The 18201-nt window shown below is 50.0% G+C and carries 17 protein-coding genes and 1 other RNA gene; 7 read left to right on the top strand and 11 right to left on the bottom strand.

The features are described from left to right. Positions 1 to 3: 3 nt before the first annotated feature. From diaA to U868_RS0101895, 3 genes are all read right to left on the bottom strand, one after another. Positions 4 to 594 (bottom strand): DnaA initiator-associating protein DiaA, encoded by a 591-nt coding sequence (gene diaA, locus U868_RS0101905; RefSeq protein ID WP_025151814.1) that lies wholly within the window; start codon positions 592 to 594, stop codon positions 4 to 6. A gap of 34 nt (positions 595 to 628) precedes the next feature. Next, complete coding sequence (locus tag U868_RS0101900; RefSeq protein WP_025151813.1) at positions 629 to 991, bottom strand: YraN family protein; 363 nt, start codon at positions 989 to 991, stop codon at positions 629 to 631. Between the two features lie 85 nt (positions 992 to 1076). Continuing rightward, positions 1077 to 2837, bottom strand: coding sequence for a penicillin-binding protein activator (locus U868_RS0101895; RefSeq protein WP_025151812.1), 1761 nt, complete (start codon positions 2835 to 2837; stop codon positions 1077 to 1079). Between the two features lie 60 nt (positions 2838 to 2897). On the opposite strand from U868_RS0101895, the gene rsmI reads away from it, so the two are divergent. Beyond that, complete coding sequence (gene rsmI, locus U868_RS0101890; RefSeq protein WP_025151811.1) at positions 2898 to 3770, top strand: 16S rRNA (cytidine(1402)-2'-O)-methyltransferase; 873 nt, start codon at positions 2898 to 2900, stop codon at positions 3768 to 3770. A gap of 76 nt (positions 3771 to 3846) precedes the next feature. After that, positions 3847 to 4218, top strand: an RNA gene (rnpB, locus tag U868_RS23980) — RNase P RNA component class A. Between the two features lie 50 nt (positions 4219 to 4268). Here rnpB and U868_RS0101885 read toward each other — a convergent pair. Then, positions 4269 to 4967, bottom strand: a complete 699-nt coding sequence (locus tag U868_RS0101885; RefSeq protein ID WP_025151810.1) for a pirin family protein — start codon at positions 4965 to 4967, stop codon at positions 4269 to 4271. Positions 4968 to 5073: 106 nt separating this feature from the next. Here U868_RS0101885 and U868_RS0101880 point away from each other — a divergent pair, with 106 nt between their 5' ends. Further along, positions 5074 to 5970 carry a LysR family transcriptional regulator gene (locus U868_RS0101880; RefSeq protein ID WP_025151809.1) on the top strand — a complete coding sequence of 299 codons (897 nt, stop codon included), beginning with the start codon at positions 5074 to 5076 and terminating at the stop codon, positions 5968 to 5970. Between the two features lie 203 nt (positions 5971 to 6173). Then, on the top strand, positions 6174 to 6929 hold the full coding sequence (locus U868_RS0101875; RefSeq protein WP_025151808.1) for a glycosyltransferase family 25 protein: 756 nt from the start codon (positions 6174 to 6176) through the stop codon (positions 6927 to 6929). A gap of 40 nt (positions 6930 to 6969) precedes the next feature. Here the strand turns inward: U868_RS0101875 and U868_RS0101870 are convergent, their stop codons facing one another. The 6 genes from U868_RS0101870 to U868_RS0101845 form a co-directional block, all read right to left on the bottom strand. Further along, complete coding sequence (locus U868_RS0101870; protein ID WP_025151807.1) at positions 6970 to 7356, bottom strand: DoxX family protein; 387 nt, start codon at positions 7354 to 7356, stop codon at positions 6970 to 6972. A gap of 186 nt (positions 7357 to 7542) precedes the next feature. Continuing rightward, positions 7543 to 7845, bottom strand: a complete 303-nt coding sequence (locus U868_RS0101865; protein ID WP_025151806.1) for a YqjK-like family protein — start codon at positions 7843 to 7845, stop codon at positions 7543 to 7545. After that, a complete protein-coding gene (locus U868_RS0101860; protein ID WP_025151805.1) occupies positions 7838 to 8254 on the bottom strand; it encodes a phage holin family protein in 417 nt (138 codons plus the stop codon). Before U868_RS0101860 ends, U868_RS0101865 begins: the two co-directional genes overlap by 8 nt. A gap of 3 nt (positions 8255 to 8257) precedes the next feature. Further along, entirely contained in the window at positions 8258 to 8560 is a 303-nt protein-coding gene (locus U868_RS0101855; RefSeq protein WP_025151804.1) for a DUF883 family protein, read from the bottom strand. A gap of 217 nt (positions 8561 to 8777) precedes the next feature. Beyond that, on the bottom strand, positions 8778 to 9458 hold the full coding sequence (locus U868_RS0101850) for a DedA family protein (protein WP_025151803.1): 681 nt from the start codon (positions 9456 to 9458) through the stop codon (positions 8778 to 8780). A 263-nt stretch (positions 9459 to 9721) separates the two neighbouring features. Continuing rightward, positions 9722 to 10672 carry a VirK/YbjX family protein gene (locus tag U868_RS0101845; RefSeq protein ID WP_036411297.1) on the bottom strand — a complete coding sequence of 317 codons (951 nt, stop codon included), beginning with the start codon at positions 10670 to 10672 and terminating at the stop codon, positions 9722 to 9724. 752 nt (positions 10673 to 11424) lie between these two features. Here U868_RS0101845 and U868_RS0101840 point away from each other — a divergent pair. Genes U868_RS0101840 through U868_RS0101835 form a run of 3 tightly spaced genes read left to right on the top strand, consistent with a single transcriptional unit; the run spans position 11425 to position 14825 of the window. Further along, positions 11425 to 13134: a pyridoxal phosphate-dependent decarboxylase family protein gene (locus U868_RS0101840; protein ID WP_025151801.1), complete on the top strand. Its 1710-nt coding sequence runs from the start codon at positions 11425 to 11427 to the stop codon at positions 13132 to 13134. A 57-nt stretch (positions 13135 to 13191) separates the two neighbouring features. Continuing rightward, entirely contained in the window at positions 13192 to 13512 is a 321-nt protein-coding gene (locus U868_RS25410) for a hypothetical protein (RefSeq protein ID WP_162817197.1), read from the top strand. Beyond that, complete coding sequence (locus tag U868_RS0101835) at positions 13509 to 14825, top strand: sodium-dependent transporter (RefSeq protein WP_025151800.1); 1317 nt, start codon at positions 13509 to 13511, stop codon at positions 14823 to 14825. The genes U868_RS25410 and U868_RS0101835 overlap by 4 nt, the downstream gene beginning before the upstream one ends. Before the next feature lie 52 nt (positions 14826 to 14877). Here U868_RS0101835 and U868_RS23965 read toward each other — a convergent pair whose 3' ends face one another. Beyond that, the gene (locus U868_RS23965) at positions 14878 to 17610 is read right to left on the bottom strand and encodes an autotransporter outer membrane beta-barrel domain-containing protein (protein WP_025151799.1); all 2733 of its coding nucleotides are present in this window, start codon (positions 17608 to 17610) and stop codon (positions 14878 to 14880) included. Positions 17611 to 18201: the final 591 nt, after the last annotated feature.

Here is an 18201-nt window from a genome sequence, read left to right as displayed (position 1 = left end):
TCCTTAGTCTTCCTGGTGGGGGAAAAGGGTATTGTCGATTAAATCACATAAACAATTCACCGTCAGCATATGCACTTCCTGTATGCGGACACTGTGCTGTGAAGGTACGCGGATTTCCGCATCACGCGGACCCAGCAGACCCGCCAGCTCCCCGCCGTCGTAGCCGGTCAGGGCCACGATCGTCATATCACGGGTCACCGCTGCCTCAACCGCTTTAATGATATTGCGGCTGTTGCCGTGTGTGGATATTGCCAGCAGCACATCACCGGTCTGACCAATGGCGCGGACCTGCTTGGCATAAATTTCATCCTGCTGCCGGTTGGCGGCGATCGCGGTCATCACCACATTATCGGTATTCAGTGCCAGTGCGGGCAGGCTCGGGCGCTCGGTTTCAAACCGGTGGATCATACTGGTGGCGAAGCGTGAAGCTGTCGCCGCCGAACCGCCGTTACCGCAGCAGAGGATTTTATTGCCGTTCAGCAGCGACTGAACCATCATAAGGGCTGCCCGTGAAATGGCATCCGGCAGGGCTTCTGCGGCTGCAATCTGCGTCTGAATACTTTCAGTAAAACACTGTTTAATTCTGTCTAACACGTATAAGTCCTGCTATCAGCAACGGATGACGACATTAACAAAAATCGGCGTGACCAAAGGCATTTTTCAGCCAGTCAATATGGTCACCGGTTATCGCGCAAATGTCAAAACGGCAGTCACAGGTCAGCATACTCAGCTGTTGCTGAGATAACCAGCAGGAAGCGGCATAAAGTAAGCGGCGCTGCTTGGTTTTTGTGACACTGGCGGCTGCTCCGCCATAGTGCGCATTGCGGCGGTAGCGGACCTCGGTAAACACCCAGGTGCCGCTGTCCCGCATAATCAAATCAATTTCGCCCCGGCGGAAACGGACATTCTGTGCAACAAATGTCAGTCCCTGCCGTTCCAGCCAGCGGCGGGCAAACAGTTCATGACGACGGCCTGTCAGCCATGTAAGCATAAATACGCTCCCTGTATATCAGCAATATCCTGTATACCAGCAAGATGAAGGTGACATCCTGTCACCTGTAAAATTCAGATAAAGACTAGTTTACAGCATCCAGCGGGGCAAGATTACCCTGCTTAAAGACCAGCCACGGCAGGTGGCGGTAAACGGTGCAGTTATCAGTGACAGTGATATCTCCGCTGGCACCATTCATGCGCAGAGTATGACGCTGCATATCACCGAACTGATTCGCCAGGCGCCATGCATCCATACCCATTGCATAGAGGCGGACACGGGTATAGTCGTTGCCGAATTTCCCGGCTGCCTGATTCAGTAACTGCGGGTTACTACCCGCAATCAGCGGAATATCCGTCAGTTTCAGCCCTTCCATCTCAAACTGAAAATCTTTACCGGTTCCGGCTTTATTGCTGCGGGAGCTGGCATAAAACGCCGGGCGTCCGCGCGCGCTGGTGGCAAATTCCAGTGCCGGTTTGATGTAAATCAGCTGATCAGAGGTGGCGATAATATAGACCGAGTCCACGCCGCCGCTGACAGGCTGCGGCTGTACCACCGTGTCTTCCGGCTGCGCTACTGCTGATGAGGACGGCTGCACCGGGACACCGGTCAGTGAAAGCGCGCTGCCCGGATTGCCGGAGAAGGTCTGGTGCAGTACCACACCACCGCCGTTTTTCTGCCACTCATCGGCAAAGCTTTGTGCGATCCGGCGGCCGAAGCTGTTATCCGGTGTCAGCACCAGCGGCGCGGTTTTATTATCCTGAAGGATAAACTGCGCCGCGTTGCGGGCTTCATCTTCCGGTGAGAGCGAGAAATAGCAGACATTAGGACGGGCGATTGGTGTATCTAATTCATTGAGCGCCAGAATGTTCAGCGGGGTGTTTGCTGCCGCCAGCGTGGCAACATCCCCTTTGAGCAACGGCCCGACGATCAGATCCATTCCGTCAGCCTGTGCCTGTGCCAGCAGGGTTACCAGCGGCTGGCTGTCGGTATCATAGATTTTTACATCAGTCACTGTGCGGGATTCGCCGCTGTACGGCAGTGCCTGCGGGGCAGACACCGGGCTTGCAGCCGTTGCGCCGTCTGCGGTGCTGTCATTAGTCGGTGCGCCGTTTGCTTCGTCCGGGGTGGTGATGTCTCTATCCGGATCCGCCGGGCTGAGTGTGGTCTGCGCCGGTACCGGCTCTGTGCTGACCGGCTGTGCAGCCGGCATTTCAGCAGCGCGGTAACCGGTACTGTATACCGCCCCGTTTTGTGCATCGGTAAAGCCCTGACGGATAGCATCACCCATCAGTTTCGCCTGACCGCTCAGCGGCAGGAACAGGGCGACACGGGCATTGTTACCGGTCTGACCGTAGGTGCTGCTCAGTATCTGGATAAGATCCTGCGGCAGGGATTTGGCGGCCGGGTTATCCGGGTAGCGGATTTGCCAGTCACCGAGTGCAGCGGAAAGCGCTTTCAGATCCTGCTGGTTGTTCTGATACAGAAAAAGCAGGTCAATCCAGCCCTGTAATACACTTTCATCTGCGTTAACCTGAATGTTATTGCGCTCATCCGGGGTAAAACGTGTTAGCATCAGCCAGGTTTCATCAATATTCTGCTGATGTGCATCCGGATCAGAAAGCAGCGGCTCCTGCGCGATATAGGCACGGATAGCATCAACGGACGGTTTTCCGGCCGCAGCATCAATAACCTTCTGATATTGCTGAACCAATGTTTCCGGCTGGCCTTTGCCGGTAGTACCCGCATGCTGGTTATCGGGTGTACACCCTGAGAGAACCAGTGTGGAAAAGAGTGCGGTACAAAGTAATTGCCTGCGGTAACGCGATAAAGTTAAGGAAAACATACTGTACCCGGTTATAGTTTTCTGAAAGCTCAATTCTAATGTGATCATCTGGACGAAACAATGAATCAACCTAATCAAGCCGTGGTTGCGGCAGCGACACTTTATGTTGTGCCGACACCGATCGGTAATCTGAAGGACATCACGGCACGCGCGCTTGAGGTGCTCACGAATGTCGATCTGATTGCAGCGGAAGATACCCGGCATACCGGCTTATTACTTTCTCACTTCGGTATTAATAACCGGTTGTTTGCGCTGCATGATCATAATGAACAGTATAAAGCAGATCAATTAATTACCAAATTACAGTCCGGGGTCAGTATCGCATTAGTGTCCGATGCAGGTACACCTTTAATTAACGATCCCGGTTATCATCTGGTCCGCCGCGCCCGTGATGCGGGGCTTACTGTGATCCCGCTGCCCGGTGCCTGTGCCGCTGTCACCGCGCTGAGTGCCGCCGGTCTGCCGTCTGATCGATTTTGTTACGAAGGGTTTCTGCCCGCCAAAACCAAGAGCCGTCAGGACACATTGCGGGCACTGGCCGATGAACCGCGCACGCTGATTTTTTATGAATCCACCCACCGTATTCTGGACACACTGGCTGATATGGTCACCGTCTGGGGGGAAGACCGCTATGTGGTACTGGCGCGGGAGCTGACCAAAACCTGGGAGTCTATTCAGGGAAAACCGGTCGGGGAACTGCTGGCCTGGATTCTGGAAGACGAAAACCGCCGCAAGGGGGAGATGGTGCTGATTGCGGAAGGGGCGAAACCGGTTCAGGATGAGGAATTCAGCCCGGAAATTTTGCGTGCGCTGGCGATTGTACAGAAAGAACTGCCGCCGAAAAAAGCGGCTGCCGTGGTGGCAGAGTTGTACGGTGTGAAGAAAAATGCCCTTTACCGCTACACCCTGGAGGGGAATTCAGCTGCGGAGTGATGCATTTCCCGCCATCCGCTCTTTCGTCGCGGAGTTATTCTGTACATCAGCGGGAAAGCTGCTTATAATCCGCAGCGGAGTCAGCCAGGCAATCGCTGCTTTATCGTAGTCCCTCCGGGAGACGGGTAAAGGGGAGGAAAGTCCGGGCTCCGCAGGGCAGGGTGCCAGATAACGTCTGGGAGGCGTGAGCCTACGACCAGTGCAACAGAGAGCAAACCGCCGATGGCCCGTAAGGGCACAGGTAAGGGTGAAAGGGTGCGGTAAGAGCGCACCGCGCGGCTGGTAACAGTCCGCGGCACGGTAAACTCCACCCGGAGCAAGGCCAAATAGGGGTTCATATGGTGCGGCCCGCACTGAACCCGGGTAGGCTGCTTGAGCCAGTGCGTGAGTGCTGGCCCAGAGGAATGATTGTCCACGACAGAACCCGGCTTAACGGCTGACTCCTCACTATCACAACCCCGCGTCTGACGCGGGGTTGTTTCATTTCAGAACCGTGTATCAGGTAAGAATATCAATCAGCAGTGCCCGGCAGGACGTTTTCGCCTGAAAGGTCACTTCCCGGCTGTCCTGTATAAACGCACCGTCCCCACACTCAATTATCCCCTGTTTTTGCCCGTCATCCGCCGTCACCGTACCGTGAACCGACTGATAAAATGCCCGTTTGCCGTACAGCGGCAGTGTCAGGGATTCACCGGCAGGGAGCAGAATATGGGAAATCCGCACACCCTGCTGTAAATCAAGACTGCCGTTTTCACCGTCCGGTGAGGCAATCAGCTGTACCGGCTGCTGTGTCAGCATCAGTTTTTGTGAACTGCCGCGCAGGCTGCCGCGTGCGGCTTTCAGCCAGATCTGAATCCGGGTCAGCGGGGATGCCTGACAGGGATTGGTTTCGGTGTAACTGGTATCCTTGCGCGGTGAGAAAAACAGACACTCATCCTGTCTGCTCTCCAGATACAGCCCGTCATTATCACGAATATCGTGCTTCCCTCTGAGGATCAGGTTTACAATATCCACATCGGGATAGGATTTGGGCTGGAAACCGGCACCGGGCGCCAGTACCTCCTGATTCAGGGCTTTCAGCGGACCGTATCCCATAAATCCGGGGTCAAAATAGTGTCCGAAAGAGAATGCATATTTTGCCTGTAACCAGCCATAGTCGGCGGACCCGGCCTGTCCGGCGGTTCTGTGTATAATCATAATGGTCTGCCTGTTATTCAACATAGTGAAATAATAAAGGGCTGGACGCTGAATTGTTAGCCAGTTAATCTGGTGGCGACATTCAAAATTTCTGACTGAGATAATGATGAGTAAAGACAAAGCGTTGACGCTGGAATCATTGCGCGTGATGGATGCCATCGACCGCCGGGGAAGTTTTGCGGCGGCGGCAGAAGAACTGGGGCGTGTACCATCTGCCCTGAGCTATACCATGCAGAAACTGGAAGAAGAGCTGGATGTTGTTCTGTTTGACCGCTCGGGTCACCGGACAAAATTCACCAATGTCGGGCGGATGCTGCTGGAACGCGGCCGCCTGCTGCTGGAGGCAGCGGATAAACTGACCAGTGATGCGGAAGCTCTGGCAAGAGGCTGGGAGCCGCATCTGACCATTGTCTGTGAGGCGCTGATCCCGGCAGCCTCGCTGTTCCCGCTGGTGGACAAACTGGCACAGAAATCCACCACTCAGCTGACCCTGGCGACCGAAGTGCTTGCCGGGGCCTGGGAGCGGCTGGAAACCGGGCGCGCCGATATCGTGATTGCGCCGGATATGCATTTCCGCACCTCCTCTGAAATCAACTCCCGCCCGCTCTATTCCGTGGTGAATGTGTACGTGGCGGCACCGGATCACCCTATCCATAAAGAGCCGGAGCCGTTATCCGATACCACCCGGGTGAAATACCGGGGAATTGCGGTGGCGGATACCGCCCGTGAACGACCGGTGCTGACGGTGTTACTGCTGGACAAACAACAGCGTCTGACGGTCAGTTCTATTGATGATAAACGCCGGGCTCTGCTTGCCGGGCTGGGGGTGGCGAGTATGCCGTACCCGATGGTGGAAAAAGATATTCAGGAAGGCCGCCTGAAAGTGATCGGTTCCGAATACAGCCACGAAACCAATGTGATTATGGCGTGGCGCCGTGACAGCATGGGTGAGGCCAAAGCATGGTGTCTGCGGGAAATTCCGAAATTGTTCAGCGGAAAATAAATTTTTATATTACTGAACCGCATCAGTATGCCCGCCCTGTTATGCAGGGCGGGCATTTTTTTTGCGTGCCGGCGGTCTGTTGCGGCATCTTCCATCAATAATAAGAACAACAGCAATTGACGGTAACTATTTATCCGTTAGCCTTTACCGGATACCAGCGGTCATAGCAGAAATATTTCATCAGTGAATGTGCAGGGGGCAATGTGGATCTGAAGCGGTTTATGTCGGATGTGGATTTTGCATTTGATCATGATTTTTTTGAGAAGGTTATTTATATCAATCTCGCATCACGGCCGGATCGCAAATTCGATATTCTGGAAGCGCTGGCAAATATTGAAATTCCGCACCATAAAATTGTCTGTTTTGATGCGGTCGCGAAAAGTCCGGGATTTCTGGGATGTGCACTTTCTCATGTCGCAGTGATGAAGATGATTATCGACAATGACTGGGGACCGGTACTGGTCGTCGAGGATGATAACAATTTTTATTATGATGATGAGCATATCCGGCAGGCGAATGTTTTTTTATCGGCTTTGCGGGAAAGAGACTGGGATGTCGCGTTACTGGGCGGAAATTATTATCATGTCTATGAGCATGAACCGGAGTGGTATTCACTGAAACTGAAATATTCACACTGTACAAATGCCTATATTGTGAACCGGGGTTACGCAGAGACACTGTATCAGGCCTTCAGTGAGTCTGTTTGCCGGATTACTGCAGGCGATGAACCGAATGAATCGCACAGTATTGATGTTGTCTGGAACGAGCTGATGGATAAAGATAACTGGTATGGCTTATACCCGTGTATTGCCTATCAGGAAGCCGGATTTTCGGATATTCGTATGGCAACACTGAATTATGAATATTTGTTTAATAAGCCGTTATCAGATCTGATATTCTTTACCCGCGATGGTCATGTAAAAAAAGCAGAAACATCCGCCGGCGCGGATGTTTCATAATATTATTATTATATTGCTGTGTGGCTTTGCCTGAATGTGATTACCATTTCTTTTTCAGTAAATAATCGATACTGAATTTACCCGGTCCGGTTACCGCCAGCAGTAAATAACCACCTGCAATGGTAAAGTTTTTCATAAACATTAACTGGTTGGCACCTTCCGCAAAATTGCTGTGGAACAGCAGGGCGGTCAGTACAGTAAAAGCAAAGGTGAAAATCGCGGTTGTGCGGGTTAAAAAACCAAACAGGATGGCCAGCCCGCCGCCCAGTTCAAGCAGAATGGTTAACGGCAGTAATGCTCCCGGAACACCCATTGCCTGCATATATTGCTGAGTACCTGCATAAGCATCCCCTAATTTGCTGTATCCGGCCACAATAAATAAGACAGGCATCATGATACGGGCGACTAAAATAGCGTAGTTGTTCATTGTGAGATCCTTATTAGCTCAACAATACTGAATAGTAAATATGAGGACTGTGTCACATATTCTTTTGTTTAAATGGCACGATGTGCCAATCCGTTTCGTTGGGATAATAGTAAGTGCGAATGATAAGGATTGTTAGCAAGAATTCTTAATAAACAAATTCAAAATTTTTGAATGCGGGGGAATATGTCAGTGCTGTTTGTTACGGGGTAAGCTGTTCTGAAGTGTGCGGAAGACACCCCACAGCCCCAGGGCGCGTTGCCCCCAGCGGACGAGTTTTTTCGGATGGCGGACAGCAAAGACGGACAACAGGCTGACACCCGCCACAACCAGCGGACGCAGTTGTGATAATGTTTGCCAGGTGCGATCGAATGACTCGGTTTTTTTCAGCCACTGATCCGTGGCCTGTGACAGATCGCTGCGCTGGGCAGCGATAGTGTCAATCAGTGCCTGTTTTTTGCGGGCGCGTTCGGCACGCTGATGCTTATTCATGATCCTGCTCCTGCTGCTTTTTTCTTTCCAGCAGTTGCCGGTCTATCGCCAGCTGTTCGCGGGTCGCGCCCAGTAAGGATGAACGGCGGGCTTTGCGGACGGCACACAGGGCGAAAATCAGCGCCCCGCCGAGCAGAACCGATGTCATGATAATCATTGCGGTCAGGCGGTAGACAGGATCGACCGCCCACATAACCAGAATCATCAGGCTCATCAGCCCGAATGCCGTCAGCAACAGAGCGGTACCGGCCAGTAAAATCAGCTGGATCAGGCTGGATTTCTCTTCTTCCAGCTCCGTGGCGACAAGCCGGAGCCGGGTCTCAGCCATGCTGATCACAATGGCGGCGATACGTGTCAGTGTATCAAGGAGCCCTTTGCCGGGCCCCTGCGGACGCTCCTGATCGGTCATAACTCAGCGGCGGGCCAGTAAAACGCCTAACACCACACCGACAGCGGCACCGATACCGATACCGGTCCACGGATTTTCGCGGACATAATTATCGGCCTTGCCGGCGATCTCTTTTGTCTGCTGCACAACCTGCTCTTTCCCTTCCGCCAGACGGGTACGGGATTTTTCCAGTGCGGCCTGTGCTTTTTTCTTCAGCGAATCCACTTCTTCTTTGGATTTGCTTTCTGCCGTACTCAGCACAGATTCCAGGGTGTCAGCCAATGATTTCAGTTCAGCGCGTAACTCTTCATTTGTATGATGTGACATAGGAACTCCTCGTGGTGGTTATACCGTAGCAGATTCAAAATAACCGCTTTTTATCTGCAATTAAAGGTAAATTATAGTTTATTTTCCGGCATTGTTCTGCACATTACGGGGGATGCCGGGATAATTCAGACGAAATGACGCTGAAATGGCGGCCGGGGAGATAATGTATCCCGGCCGGCTGCTGTAATTGCACCGGCCGGAAAAATAGTCTGTTGATTTACTGCGCGTGCGTGTCGTCAGACGGTTTTGTCCGCCGGCGTTTCCACACCACCCACAGGCTGGCGATCAGACCAAAGACCAGCAGCACCACCGGGATCAGCATCAGGATATTCATCAGATGATGTTCATACTTGCGGAAAATCGGGCTGATACCGAGGCCGTAACCGAGGGTGGTTAAAATACCGACCCACAGGAAGCCGCTCAGCCAGTTGAAAAACTGAAAACGGCGTGAATTCAGACCGGCGATCCCCGCCAGCATCGGCAGCAGGGTACGGATAAACGCCAGGAAACGACCGACTAACAGTGCCGCAAGGCCGTGACGGTGGAATAAACTGTGTGCCCGCTGATGGTAATGCGGGGGCAGATGAGACAGCCAGCCTTTCACAATCCGGGTATTACTGAGCCAGCGCCCCTGTAAATAGCCCACCCAGCAGCCGAGACTGGCTCCGGCGGTGAGAACTATCAGGGTTGTCGGGAAATCGAGCGTATCTTTGGCGATCAGAACACCGACAAGAATCAGCAGGCTGTCGCCGGGTAAAAATGCAGCGGGAAGCAGGCCGTTTTCCAGGAACAGAATGGCAAACAGCATAATGTAAATCGCCCACAACAGGGACGGATTTGACAGGGTTTCATAGTCCTGATGCCAGAGGGCAAAAAAAAGTTGCTGCATTGTTTCCATCAATTATTCCCGGATCTGAAGTAAACTTATTTTATGTTATGGGGCATTTCTGCTGATATGGCCGGAACCCCTGATATACACATCGGTAAATCCGGCCACTTTAGCAAATTAGAGGTAGCGGAGACAGTGAATTTTTTCCGGTTCCCTGAAACAATATTAAGATTAAATTCAGCCTTTTGCAGATTATATTTTACGGAAAATCAATAAGTTCTGTAATGAAATGTCAATTACCGGTCAAACCTGCTGTAAATGAAGGTTTTTTCTTAAATAACGTTATGTTGAACAGCTGTTTTATTTTCCGCCGGCGGCAGTTGCAGGCGTTCACACACGGCCTGCGCCACAGTATCCAGTAACTGATAACGGCGGCGGTATTCGGCACGTTTTTTACTGGCTATTTCCTCCGCAGGTTTACGCGGCAGGGTCAGCGGAAGTATATATTCCTGCTGCGGGTTGGCGGTGCCCCCGACAGATTCCCAGAAAGTATTATAATCGGCCACCCATTGTGTCAGTTTTTTATGGCGGTAACGGCGGCTGCGGTAAATATGCGTTTCATTACTGGACGCAATAATCTGCTGACACTGAAACAGTGAAGCGATAAGGCAGATGACTTCCGTGAGAATACGTTTGGGAAATACACCGTGGCAGTTTTTGGTCGCTGCGCGGATAGCATGGTGCGCCTGTTCACTGACACCGCCCTGGAGTGCGCCGATAAACAGCGTCCGTTTTTCGTTCAGGTTCAGCAGCGTGAAGGCACTGCGCGCCAGAATCTCTCCGGCATCATCCCGCATTTCCAGCGTCAGTTCACCCTCTTTGTTAAATGCATCCTGCACATCCAGCCAAAGGTGGCAAAGACCCTCTTTTCCCTCAACCGGGCAGAGATAAAAACGCTCGTTACTGTAGATTTGGCTGAATACTTCCGGCGGCAGAACGGCTTTGGTGATCCGGTAATGGTCACAGATAGCCGCCGACTTATTTTTCCGGTGAAAATTAATACTCAGATACGGACGCTGTAATTTGGTCGGCAGCAGCGGCTGTTTTTTCAGGATCGCATCGCAGCAGGCGGTATCTGTCAGGCCGGACAGGTATTTCATGGTAGACAGCGGCATAAACAGGCTGCGGGCCGCAAATTTAAAGCGGTTACGGGCGGAATCCCAGTGCATACCGGGGCAGAATTCTTTGGTAATGAGTTGTTTGAACAGTCGGAGGCCGGACATAGTAGCGCCTTTGATAAATAAAATTATTACACAATGAAACAATTCATCCATTTTAACGGCAGAATAAAGATAAAAATTAAAGAAAGCTTATCACCGGACCGCAGGCTTAGCTAATTATAAGGATTTCAGGGGAAAAACCAGTGATTACAAAACCACAACAACCGGCGGAATAATAGCCGGTTAATTATGGAAAAATAATATTTATATTTAAAATCAATCTATTATTGATGTACTTCATACCGTTGATAAAAAATCACTCATCAACATTCATTAGTTATATTCATGGTATTTTTATTATCCGGCAGTATTTTATCTGGCTGGAGAAGTGAATGGCTACGGAAAACGGAAAAAAGAAGCAAAATAACCGTGATTTTTCAGCAGAAGAAAAATAACGACAGAAAATAAACAATAAACAAAATTAAACAATGCATTATTAAGTATTGCACCGGCATTGTTAATGTTTTGTATTTAACGGTTCTTTGTAGAATAAAAAACCAGTAAATAACTTATTATGTAAATTTAAAATCTTATTTTTTCTTATTTTTTGGATTAAAAATTTGTGATCTCGACGTCATTTCTCAAAAAAACTTAGTGGCTAAAAAGGGTTGTTGTTTTATGTATTTAATTGATTTTATTTCATTTTATTTAAGTTTGTCACTGTGATTTATAGTTAGGCTATCATTTAAAATGCAATGAATTTGGCGCAAAGTAATGACATTACCTCAGTGTAATTTACTATTTTGGAGCTCATTGTGAATCAGTCAGAACTTATCACGCTCGCGTCCGCGAATGCGTTAAATAAAGATTTCGACGTTAAATATCAAAACGTCATCAGTGATTTCTTCAGCCGGGATCCCGGTAAATGGCCGATTTTTAATCATCCGCAAATTCGGGCAATTACGCAATTCCGTCAGACCACTGATGCGGATGTGCAGCAGATCAACCGTTATCCGCAGGGGAAGGATCTGTTTGCTCAGCTGGCGGGTGAGTCACATGTCCGTCAGAACGTGACCTGTCCGGGAGAAGGGCAGGATGATTTACTGGTGTTTGCGTCCGCGCTGTGCAAAAACTGGGAAAATCCGCTGGCGGTGGAAAACGTTATTGCCATGCCGTCAGACCCGGCAGTTTACGGCTCCATGCTGGGATTACTGGGTAACCCGAACATGGTGTACTGCGAGTACTCCGGCGTGGCGGATAACATGGAAAAAACCGTTATCCGCAAAGTGGCCAATCTGATTGGCTATGATGCGGACAAAGCGTCCGGTCTGTTCACCCAGGGCGGAACCATGTGTAACCTGTACGGTTATCTGTTCGGGATCCGTAAATCGCTGAAACAGTCAAAACACCTCGGAATGTCGGTTGATCAGGATTTCCGTATCATCAACTCACAGGGTGGTCACTACTCCAATATGACTAACCTGTCCCTGTTAGGTGTGGATATCACCAATAAAACAATCCGTATCAGGGTCACGTCAGATAACACCATCGACCTGGCGGATCTGGAACAGCAAATCCGTGCCTGCTATACCGTCCACTGTAAGATTCCGGTCATTTTACTGACGGCGGGAACAACTGATACCTTTGGTGTGGATGAGATCAAACAGGTTTATGATTTGCGCAACCGTCTGTGTGAAGAATTTGAAATTACCGAAAAACCGCATATTCACGTGGATGCGGCGGTCGGCTGGCCGATTATTTTCTTTATTGATTATGATTTTAATACCAACCCGCTGGCGATTAACGATGCCACCCTGGCTGGTCTGCGTCACAATGTGGCGAAATTTAAACAGCTGAAATATGCCGATTCCATCACTATCGACTTCCACAAATGGGGTTATGTGCCGTATACCTCCAGTCTGGTGATGGTGCGTGACGGTGATGATTTTAAAGCCCTGGAAAATGACCCGGAGAACTTCACCTATTTTGAGCATGCGCTGGAAGGGCAGACTCACCTGCAATCCACCATTGAGTGCAGCCGCAGCGGTGTCGGTGTATTCGGCGCGTATGCCGGATTGCATTATCTGGGTGCCGAAGGTTATCAGACCATCATTGCGCACTGTCTGCAAAATGCGAACTATATGCGCAATCGGCTGTTATCGCTGGGGAATGCCTGTGTGATGGTGCCGGAAAACCAGGGGCCGAGTGTCGGTTTCCGTCTCTATTCACCGAAACTGGTCAATGATCCGCAGGCAATGTTTGCGTATGAGCTGACCTGTGCCGGAGATAAAACGGCCTATGATATGATGGTGCGTAACAGCCGCCGGCACCGCGAATTATTCCTGAAACGCGGCAAAGCAGGGCTGTTTACCAACTGGGTGGACTCTATCGCCTGCTCGGCTTATGCGGAGCATAACCGGTTTGTCTATATTCCGGGGGAAAAAGCGGTCTTTATGAACCCGGTGACGCAGCGTCATCATATCGATGCGTTTACTGAAATGCTGAAAACCATGAGCACAGAATAAAAAAGGGTGTTTTTTTCTTTTCTGTTTATGGTATAACAGAAAAAGAGCATCACGGCAGTGTCATATAACGGCACTGTCTGTGAAGCAAGATTAACGATTTTAAGAGAAGAGCAAACCGATGAACTGCATGATGAACCGTCAGCTAAGCCTAAACCTACTACTCAGTTAGGTGGCTCCGTTTATCTGTTTTTCTTCATAAGCCACCAGCAAGGTGGCTTTTTTGTGCGTGTAAACCTGCTGGTGGAACTGTTTTTTTTAGGGAGAGTTCCTATGATGTCAGGTTTTACCGCAAGGATTATTATCAGCGCAGCTTCACGATCGGTCTGTTGTTCTGCCGCCGCTTCTGTCTCTCAGATGACACAGCAGGAGGCCGTATGAGTCAGGAATGGACATCCCGTTTTGGTCATATTTTAGCCGCCGCCGGGTCGGCCATCGGCATCGGTGCTATCTGGAAATTTTCGTATGTTGCCGCCAATAACGGCGGTGGTGCCTTCCTGGTTGTTTTCCTCTTATTCAGTTTTGTTATCGGTCTTGCGGTATTACTGGCCGAAAATATCCTCGGCAGCAGCACCCGCAGCGAAGCCGTCAACGCTTTCAAAAAAATGATGGGACGCCACTGGGCGTGGATCGGGGTGATCGGCGTATTCAGCTCGTGGTGTATTTACAGTTTCTACAGCGTGGTCGGCGGCTGGACTATCGGTTACACCGTGATGGCCGCCGCCGGTGAGCTGAACATTACCGACAGCAGCCAGCTGAGCGGTATCTTCACCCGCTTTATCAGTAACCCGTGGTGGCCGGTGATCGCCCACCTGGTATTTGCCGGTATGACCTGCTTTGTGGTGCTGGCCGGGGTGCAGCGCGGGCTGGAAAAATCCGTGAAAGTCATGATGCCGTTACTGTTTATTATTATGATCGTGCTGATTATCGTCGGGATAAGCTTACCCGGCTCATCCGCCGGACTGAAACTGTTCCTGTATCCGGATTTCAGCAAACTGACCGGCAAAGGCGTGCTGGATGCACTGGGTCTGGCGTTCTTCTCACTCTCTATCGGGCTGGGGATCCACATTACATACAGCGCGTATTTATCTGATAACAAAAGCATTGCCAACTCCAGCATGTGGGTGGTGATCCTCTCCTGCATGGTGTGTGTGCTGGCCGGACTGATGATTTTCCCGGCATTAGCGGCGGCCGGTCTGGAGGCGAATGCCGGTCCGGGTCTGACCTTTATGACCATGCCGGTGTATTTTGCTCATCTGCCGGGCGGCTCCGTGCTGGCGGTGACGTTCTTTGTCTTGTTGCTGATGGCGGCACTGACATCCGCAATTTCACTGCTGGAACACATTGTGGCGTATGTTCAGACGCGTTTTCAGTGGACACGCCGCAGAGCGGGCCTGGTGGTGACGGCATCGATTATGCTGATGGGGATCCCTGTGTCATTATCTTTCGGGCCGTTAAGTGATGTAACCTTCGGCGGGAAAACAATTTTTGATGTTCTTGATTATCTGACATCCAATATCCTGATGCCGCTGTTCGGTATTGCTGTCTGCCTGATTTTCGGCTGGTCGCGTAAAGCGAATGCGCTGATTCCGGAAAATATCACCGGACTGAAACGTCAGAGTTTATTACTGGTCTGGCGTTATGTGGGACCTGTCTGTATCGGTGTGATTCTGGTACACGGTCTGATCAGTTAATAACAGATAAAAAAACGGCCTGCATACGCAGGCCGTTTTGCTTTACGGACAATCAGAACCGGTAATTCACACCCAGGAAGCCGCTGTACGGCGTTTCCTGTTTACTGCCGTTGGCGTAGTTGAATTCGCCGTAGACAGCCCAGTTATCATTCAGTTTTGCATCAACACCAATACCGTATTTCCCGGTGGTGCCGGACATATCATTGGTCCGTTTCCCTTGTTTATTCAGTTCCACATCACCGTTTTTCAGGAATTCATGGTTCACGGCCACGCGGATATACGGTTTGATTTGTGTACCGTTTTCCAGCACGAAGTTTTTCCCGAAGGTGGCACCCAGCTCACCGCTGAACGAGCGGGCGGCATCGGCTTTGATACTCATCTCATTACTGTAGCGGTAATCCGCGCCCTGGCCGCGGAAGGCGGCAACCATGGCATACGGTTCGATAAAGTAATTCTCTTTTTCGAAGTACTTACCGGTTTCAACAGAGAAGCCGATACCGTTGGTGTTACTGTTGGCAGAGGTTTTGCCGTCATTAAACTGCGCATCATAATCACTGCGGAAATGGTTGGCTTTCACCACACCGTCCACATAGATACCGGATTTATGCTGCCAGGTGGTGTAAACGCCGAGGCTGTAACTGTTTATGGTACCGTCGTTTTTATCCATCTTCAGAGAGGAGTGAGAATACCCGGCAACAACGCCGCTCCAGAGATAGCCGTTTTCCAGCTCCGTCATTTTGTCACCACCGGCGACAATGCCGCTGATATCATGACGGTAGGCGACTTCATTATTACTGATATTGTGGCGTCCGCCGGTGACTTTCGACCAGACACCGAGATTCACCTGCGGGTTATTGCGCAGCTCACCGAGACGGGCGCGCAGCGTACTCAGTTCGCTCCGCCAGATTTGCGGCAGGGCGTTGGCAATCATCATTGCGGTTTTACCCGGTTCAGAGAGATCCGGGCGTTCAGGTTCCGGATCCACAGGGTCAACCGGGTCAACCGGGCCAACCGGCGGAGTTTCTTTGGTGGGTGACAGATACCATTCATCCGCTGAATTTTTATCCTGCACCAGATAATATTTATAGGCTCCGAGATCCACACTCTTGTTGGTCATGGTAAACGTATCGTTCTGACTGCCGGCGGCGTGGATCAGATGATAGCGATCCGGGTCGGTGGTGTTACTGACCAGCGCCTTACCGGAATCCATAACACGGACACCAAACTTACCGTCTGTTTTATCCGAGACACTGAGGAAATCCCCGCTGCCGTCCGCGAGGCTGGTATTCATCACAAACAGGCCGTTACCGGAGAGTTCTTTGATGTTGAGCTGACTGTTGCGTCCGGTATTGCTGCTGCCCGGTTCACCGAAGACGGCGACACCATTGTTCACCAGGTTATCGACAGTGACAACGGATTCACCGGTATCACCGTTATGGCGGATATAGAGATACGCATTATCACCGGTCAGATTCACATTCTGAGCATACGATCCTTTACCGAAGTTGCTGAGCCACGGATGCTGATCCCCGCCTTCCATCACCAGAGAGCCGTCTTCCACATCCAGGTTATAGAAGGAGTAAGCACCGTAATCGAGGATGGTTTGTCCGCCGTTGCGGATAGTGGTACCTTCTGTGCCGCCGTAAGCCAGAACATGCTGGATCCCGCCGTCAACCAGGGTAGTGGCCGCTTCCGCATATTTGCCGACAAGCTGAAGGCCGTCTCTATAAATAGTGGTATCGGAGGCTTTGCCGTTCAGTCCGACATTCTGAACACCGCCTGCCATGACCTGTGTATTAATAGCCGTCGGATCATTACCCCATTTTGCTTCAGGATCACTGTTCTCAACCCACCTGCCGTCTTTCCAGTCACCGTCATGGTTTGTCACCAGCTGCTGACCGTATATCACGGTATCCTCAACCGTCCCGGAGCGTACCCGCTGTGTGCCGCCTGTATAAATCGTGGTGTTTTTGGCACCGGTACGGTCATTGACATAAACCGACTGATAGCCGCCGTCATAGATATAGTTGTTCAGTGCCAGCCCGGACACGGCGTGATAGCTTCCTGCGCCGGTAATATAGTTATTGGTGGCTGTACCACTATCCTGTGTATAGGTACCGCCATTCCGAATAAGGGTACTCCGGGTTTCTGCATCCGGATTACTGACAGGAATGTACAGCTCACCGCCGTCAATCAGATTATTTTCAGCATAGGCGTTATAGCCGACAGTCAGCTTACCGTCTTTATTTACACGGGTATTATAAGCCGATACCCGTTGTTTGGTGTCAGATGCGGTGCGTAACTCCATCACACCGAAGGTATCCACGGTGGTGTTGTAGGATGTCGTGCCGTTATACATTTGCAGGTTAGCGACATGGCCCGCATCAATCCCTTTCAGGGTAATACCGATAACGCTGCTGTTATCAAAAGGGGTTGCTCTGAATGAATCGCCCAGGTGGGTCGTCGAGTGCCCGATGGTCGTGCCGATCAGGTGGGTATCATCCTGAAATCTGACATTCGGTTTTTTTGCCGCAGAGTAATTGATATCTATTCCGGTCAGGTATTTATAACCTTTTACCGTAAATCCTTTGCCTGCACTGACATCCGCCAGTACATCAGCATCCGCATTGCTATAGCTGCCGCTATTTTTAATACTATCAATACGTTTGGATTCATCACTGAAGGAAAATTCAGGAATCGGTTCAGGTATCACAGCATAACCGGCAGAGGCGTACGACATCCCCATTGCGGAAAGTATCAGAAAGGAAAGTTTATTGATTTTCATTTTTTTGCCCGTGGTGGTTTTTTAAAAACACGTGAAAATCTGTGTTATTTAATTAATAAATAAAAGAAAATATTTTTTTTCGGGGGCGGAAAGAGAATAATAAGATCCTAGGATTTTAGTTAAGAACAGTCAATGCAGGGAATTTAGGGAAATTTAAGAATGTCTGTAATGCTGATTTTTTGCACAAAAAAGATCAGAAAGTATGAAAGTGAAATGATTATTTCAGGTGATGATCACTATTAAAATGAATAATAAACAGAATATAAATAATCAGCTAAGTATAAACAGATAACAACATTATAATAATAAACATCTTATTGTGTTCTTATGGTGATATTTTCTGTATTTACGCTTATTTGTAGTATTAATATCTGATTTTCCTAATTTAATGCAGAGTGTAAGAGTAATGAGAAATTCAATATTAATTGATTTAAGTCAAAACAGCCAAAAGCCATATTGTATTAATTGATATCCACCGGTAAATAAATCAGATGTAATTTATTTAATTTGTTATTTATTTGTGCTTAACCGATTAAATTATACCGGATGAGAATGTATTTCATTTTTATTTTAAACAGCATCGGTTGTACG

This window comes from Morganella morganii H1r, from assembly GCF_000633515.1.
GTDB lineage: Bacteria > Pseudomonadota > Gammaproteobacteria > Enterobacterales > Enterobacteriaceae > Morganella > Morganella morganii_B.
This window is presented reverse-complemented; position numbering and strand designations above follow the sequence as displayed.

Coding starts and splice junctions, on each gene's coding strand:
- U868_RS0101900 (WP_025151813.1), bottom strand. CDS start 991: ATGCTTACATGGCTGACAGGCCGTCGTCATGAACTGTTTGCCCGCCGC.
- U868_RS0101895 (WP_025151812.1), bottom strand. CDS start 2,837: ATGTTTTCCTTAACTTTATCGCGTTACCGCAGGCAATTACTTTGTACC.
- rsmI (WP_025151811.1), top strand. CDS start 2,898: ATGAATCAACCTAATCAAGCCGTGGTTGCGGCAGCGACACTTTATGTT.
- U868_RS0101885 (WP_025151810.1), bottom strand. CDS start 4,967: ATGATTATACACAGAACCGCCGGACAGGCCGGGTCCGCCGACTATGGC.
- U868_RS0101880 (WP_025151809.1), top strand. CDS start 5,074: ATGAGTAAAGACAAAGCGTTGACGCTGGAATCATTGCGCGTGATGGAT.
- U868_RS0101870 (WP_025151807.1), bottom strand. CDS start 7,356: ATGAACAACTACGCTATTTTAGTCGCCCGTATCATGATGCCTGTCTTA.
- U868_RS0101865 (WP_025151806.1), bottom strand. CDS start 7,845: ATGAATAAGCATCAGCGTGCCGAACGCGCCCGCAAAAAACAGGCACTG.
- U868_RS0101860 (WP_025151805.1), bottom strand. CDS start 8,254: ATGACCGATCAGGAGCGTCCGCAGGGGCCCGGCAAAGGGCTCCTTGAT.
- U868_RS0101855 (WP_025151804.1), bottom strand. CDS start 8,560: ATGTCACATCATACAAATGAAGAGTTACGCGCTGAACTGAAATCATTG.
- U868_RS0101850 (WP_025151803.1), bottom strand. CDS start 9,458: ATGGAAACAATGCAGCAACTTTTTTTTGCCCTCTGGCATCAGGACTAT.
- U868_RS0101845 (WP_036411297.1), bottom strand. CDS start 10,672: ATGTCCGGCCTCCGACTGTTCAAACAACTCATTACCAAAGAATTCTGC.
- U868_RS0101835 (WP_025151800.1), top strand. CDS start 13,509: ATGAGTCAGGAATGGACATCCCGTTTTGGTCATATTTTAGCCGCCGCC.
- U868_RS23965 (WP_025151799.1), bottom strand. CDS start 17,610: ATGAAAATCAATAAACTTTCCTTTCTGATACTTTCCGCAATGGGGATG.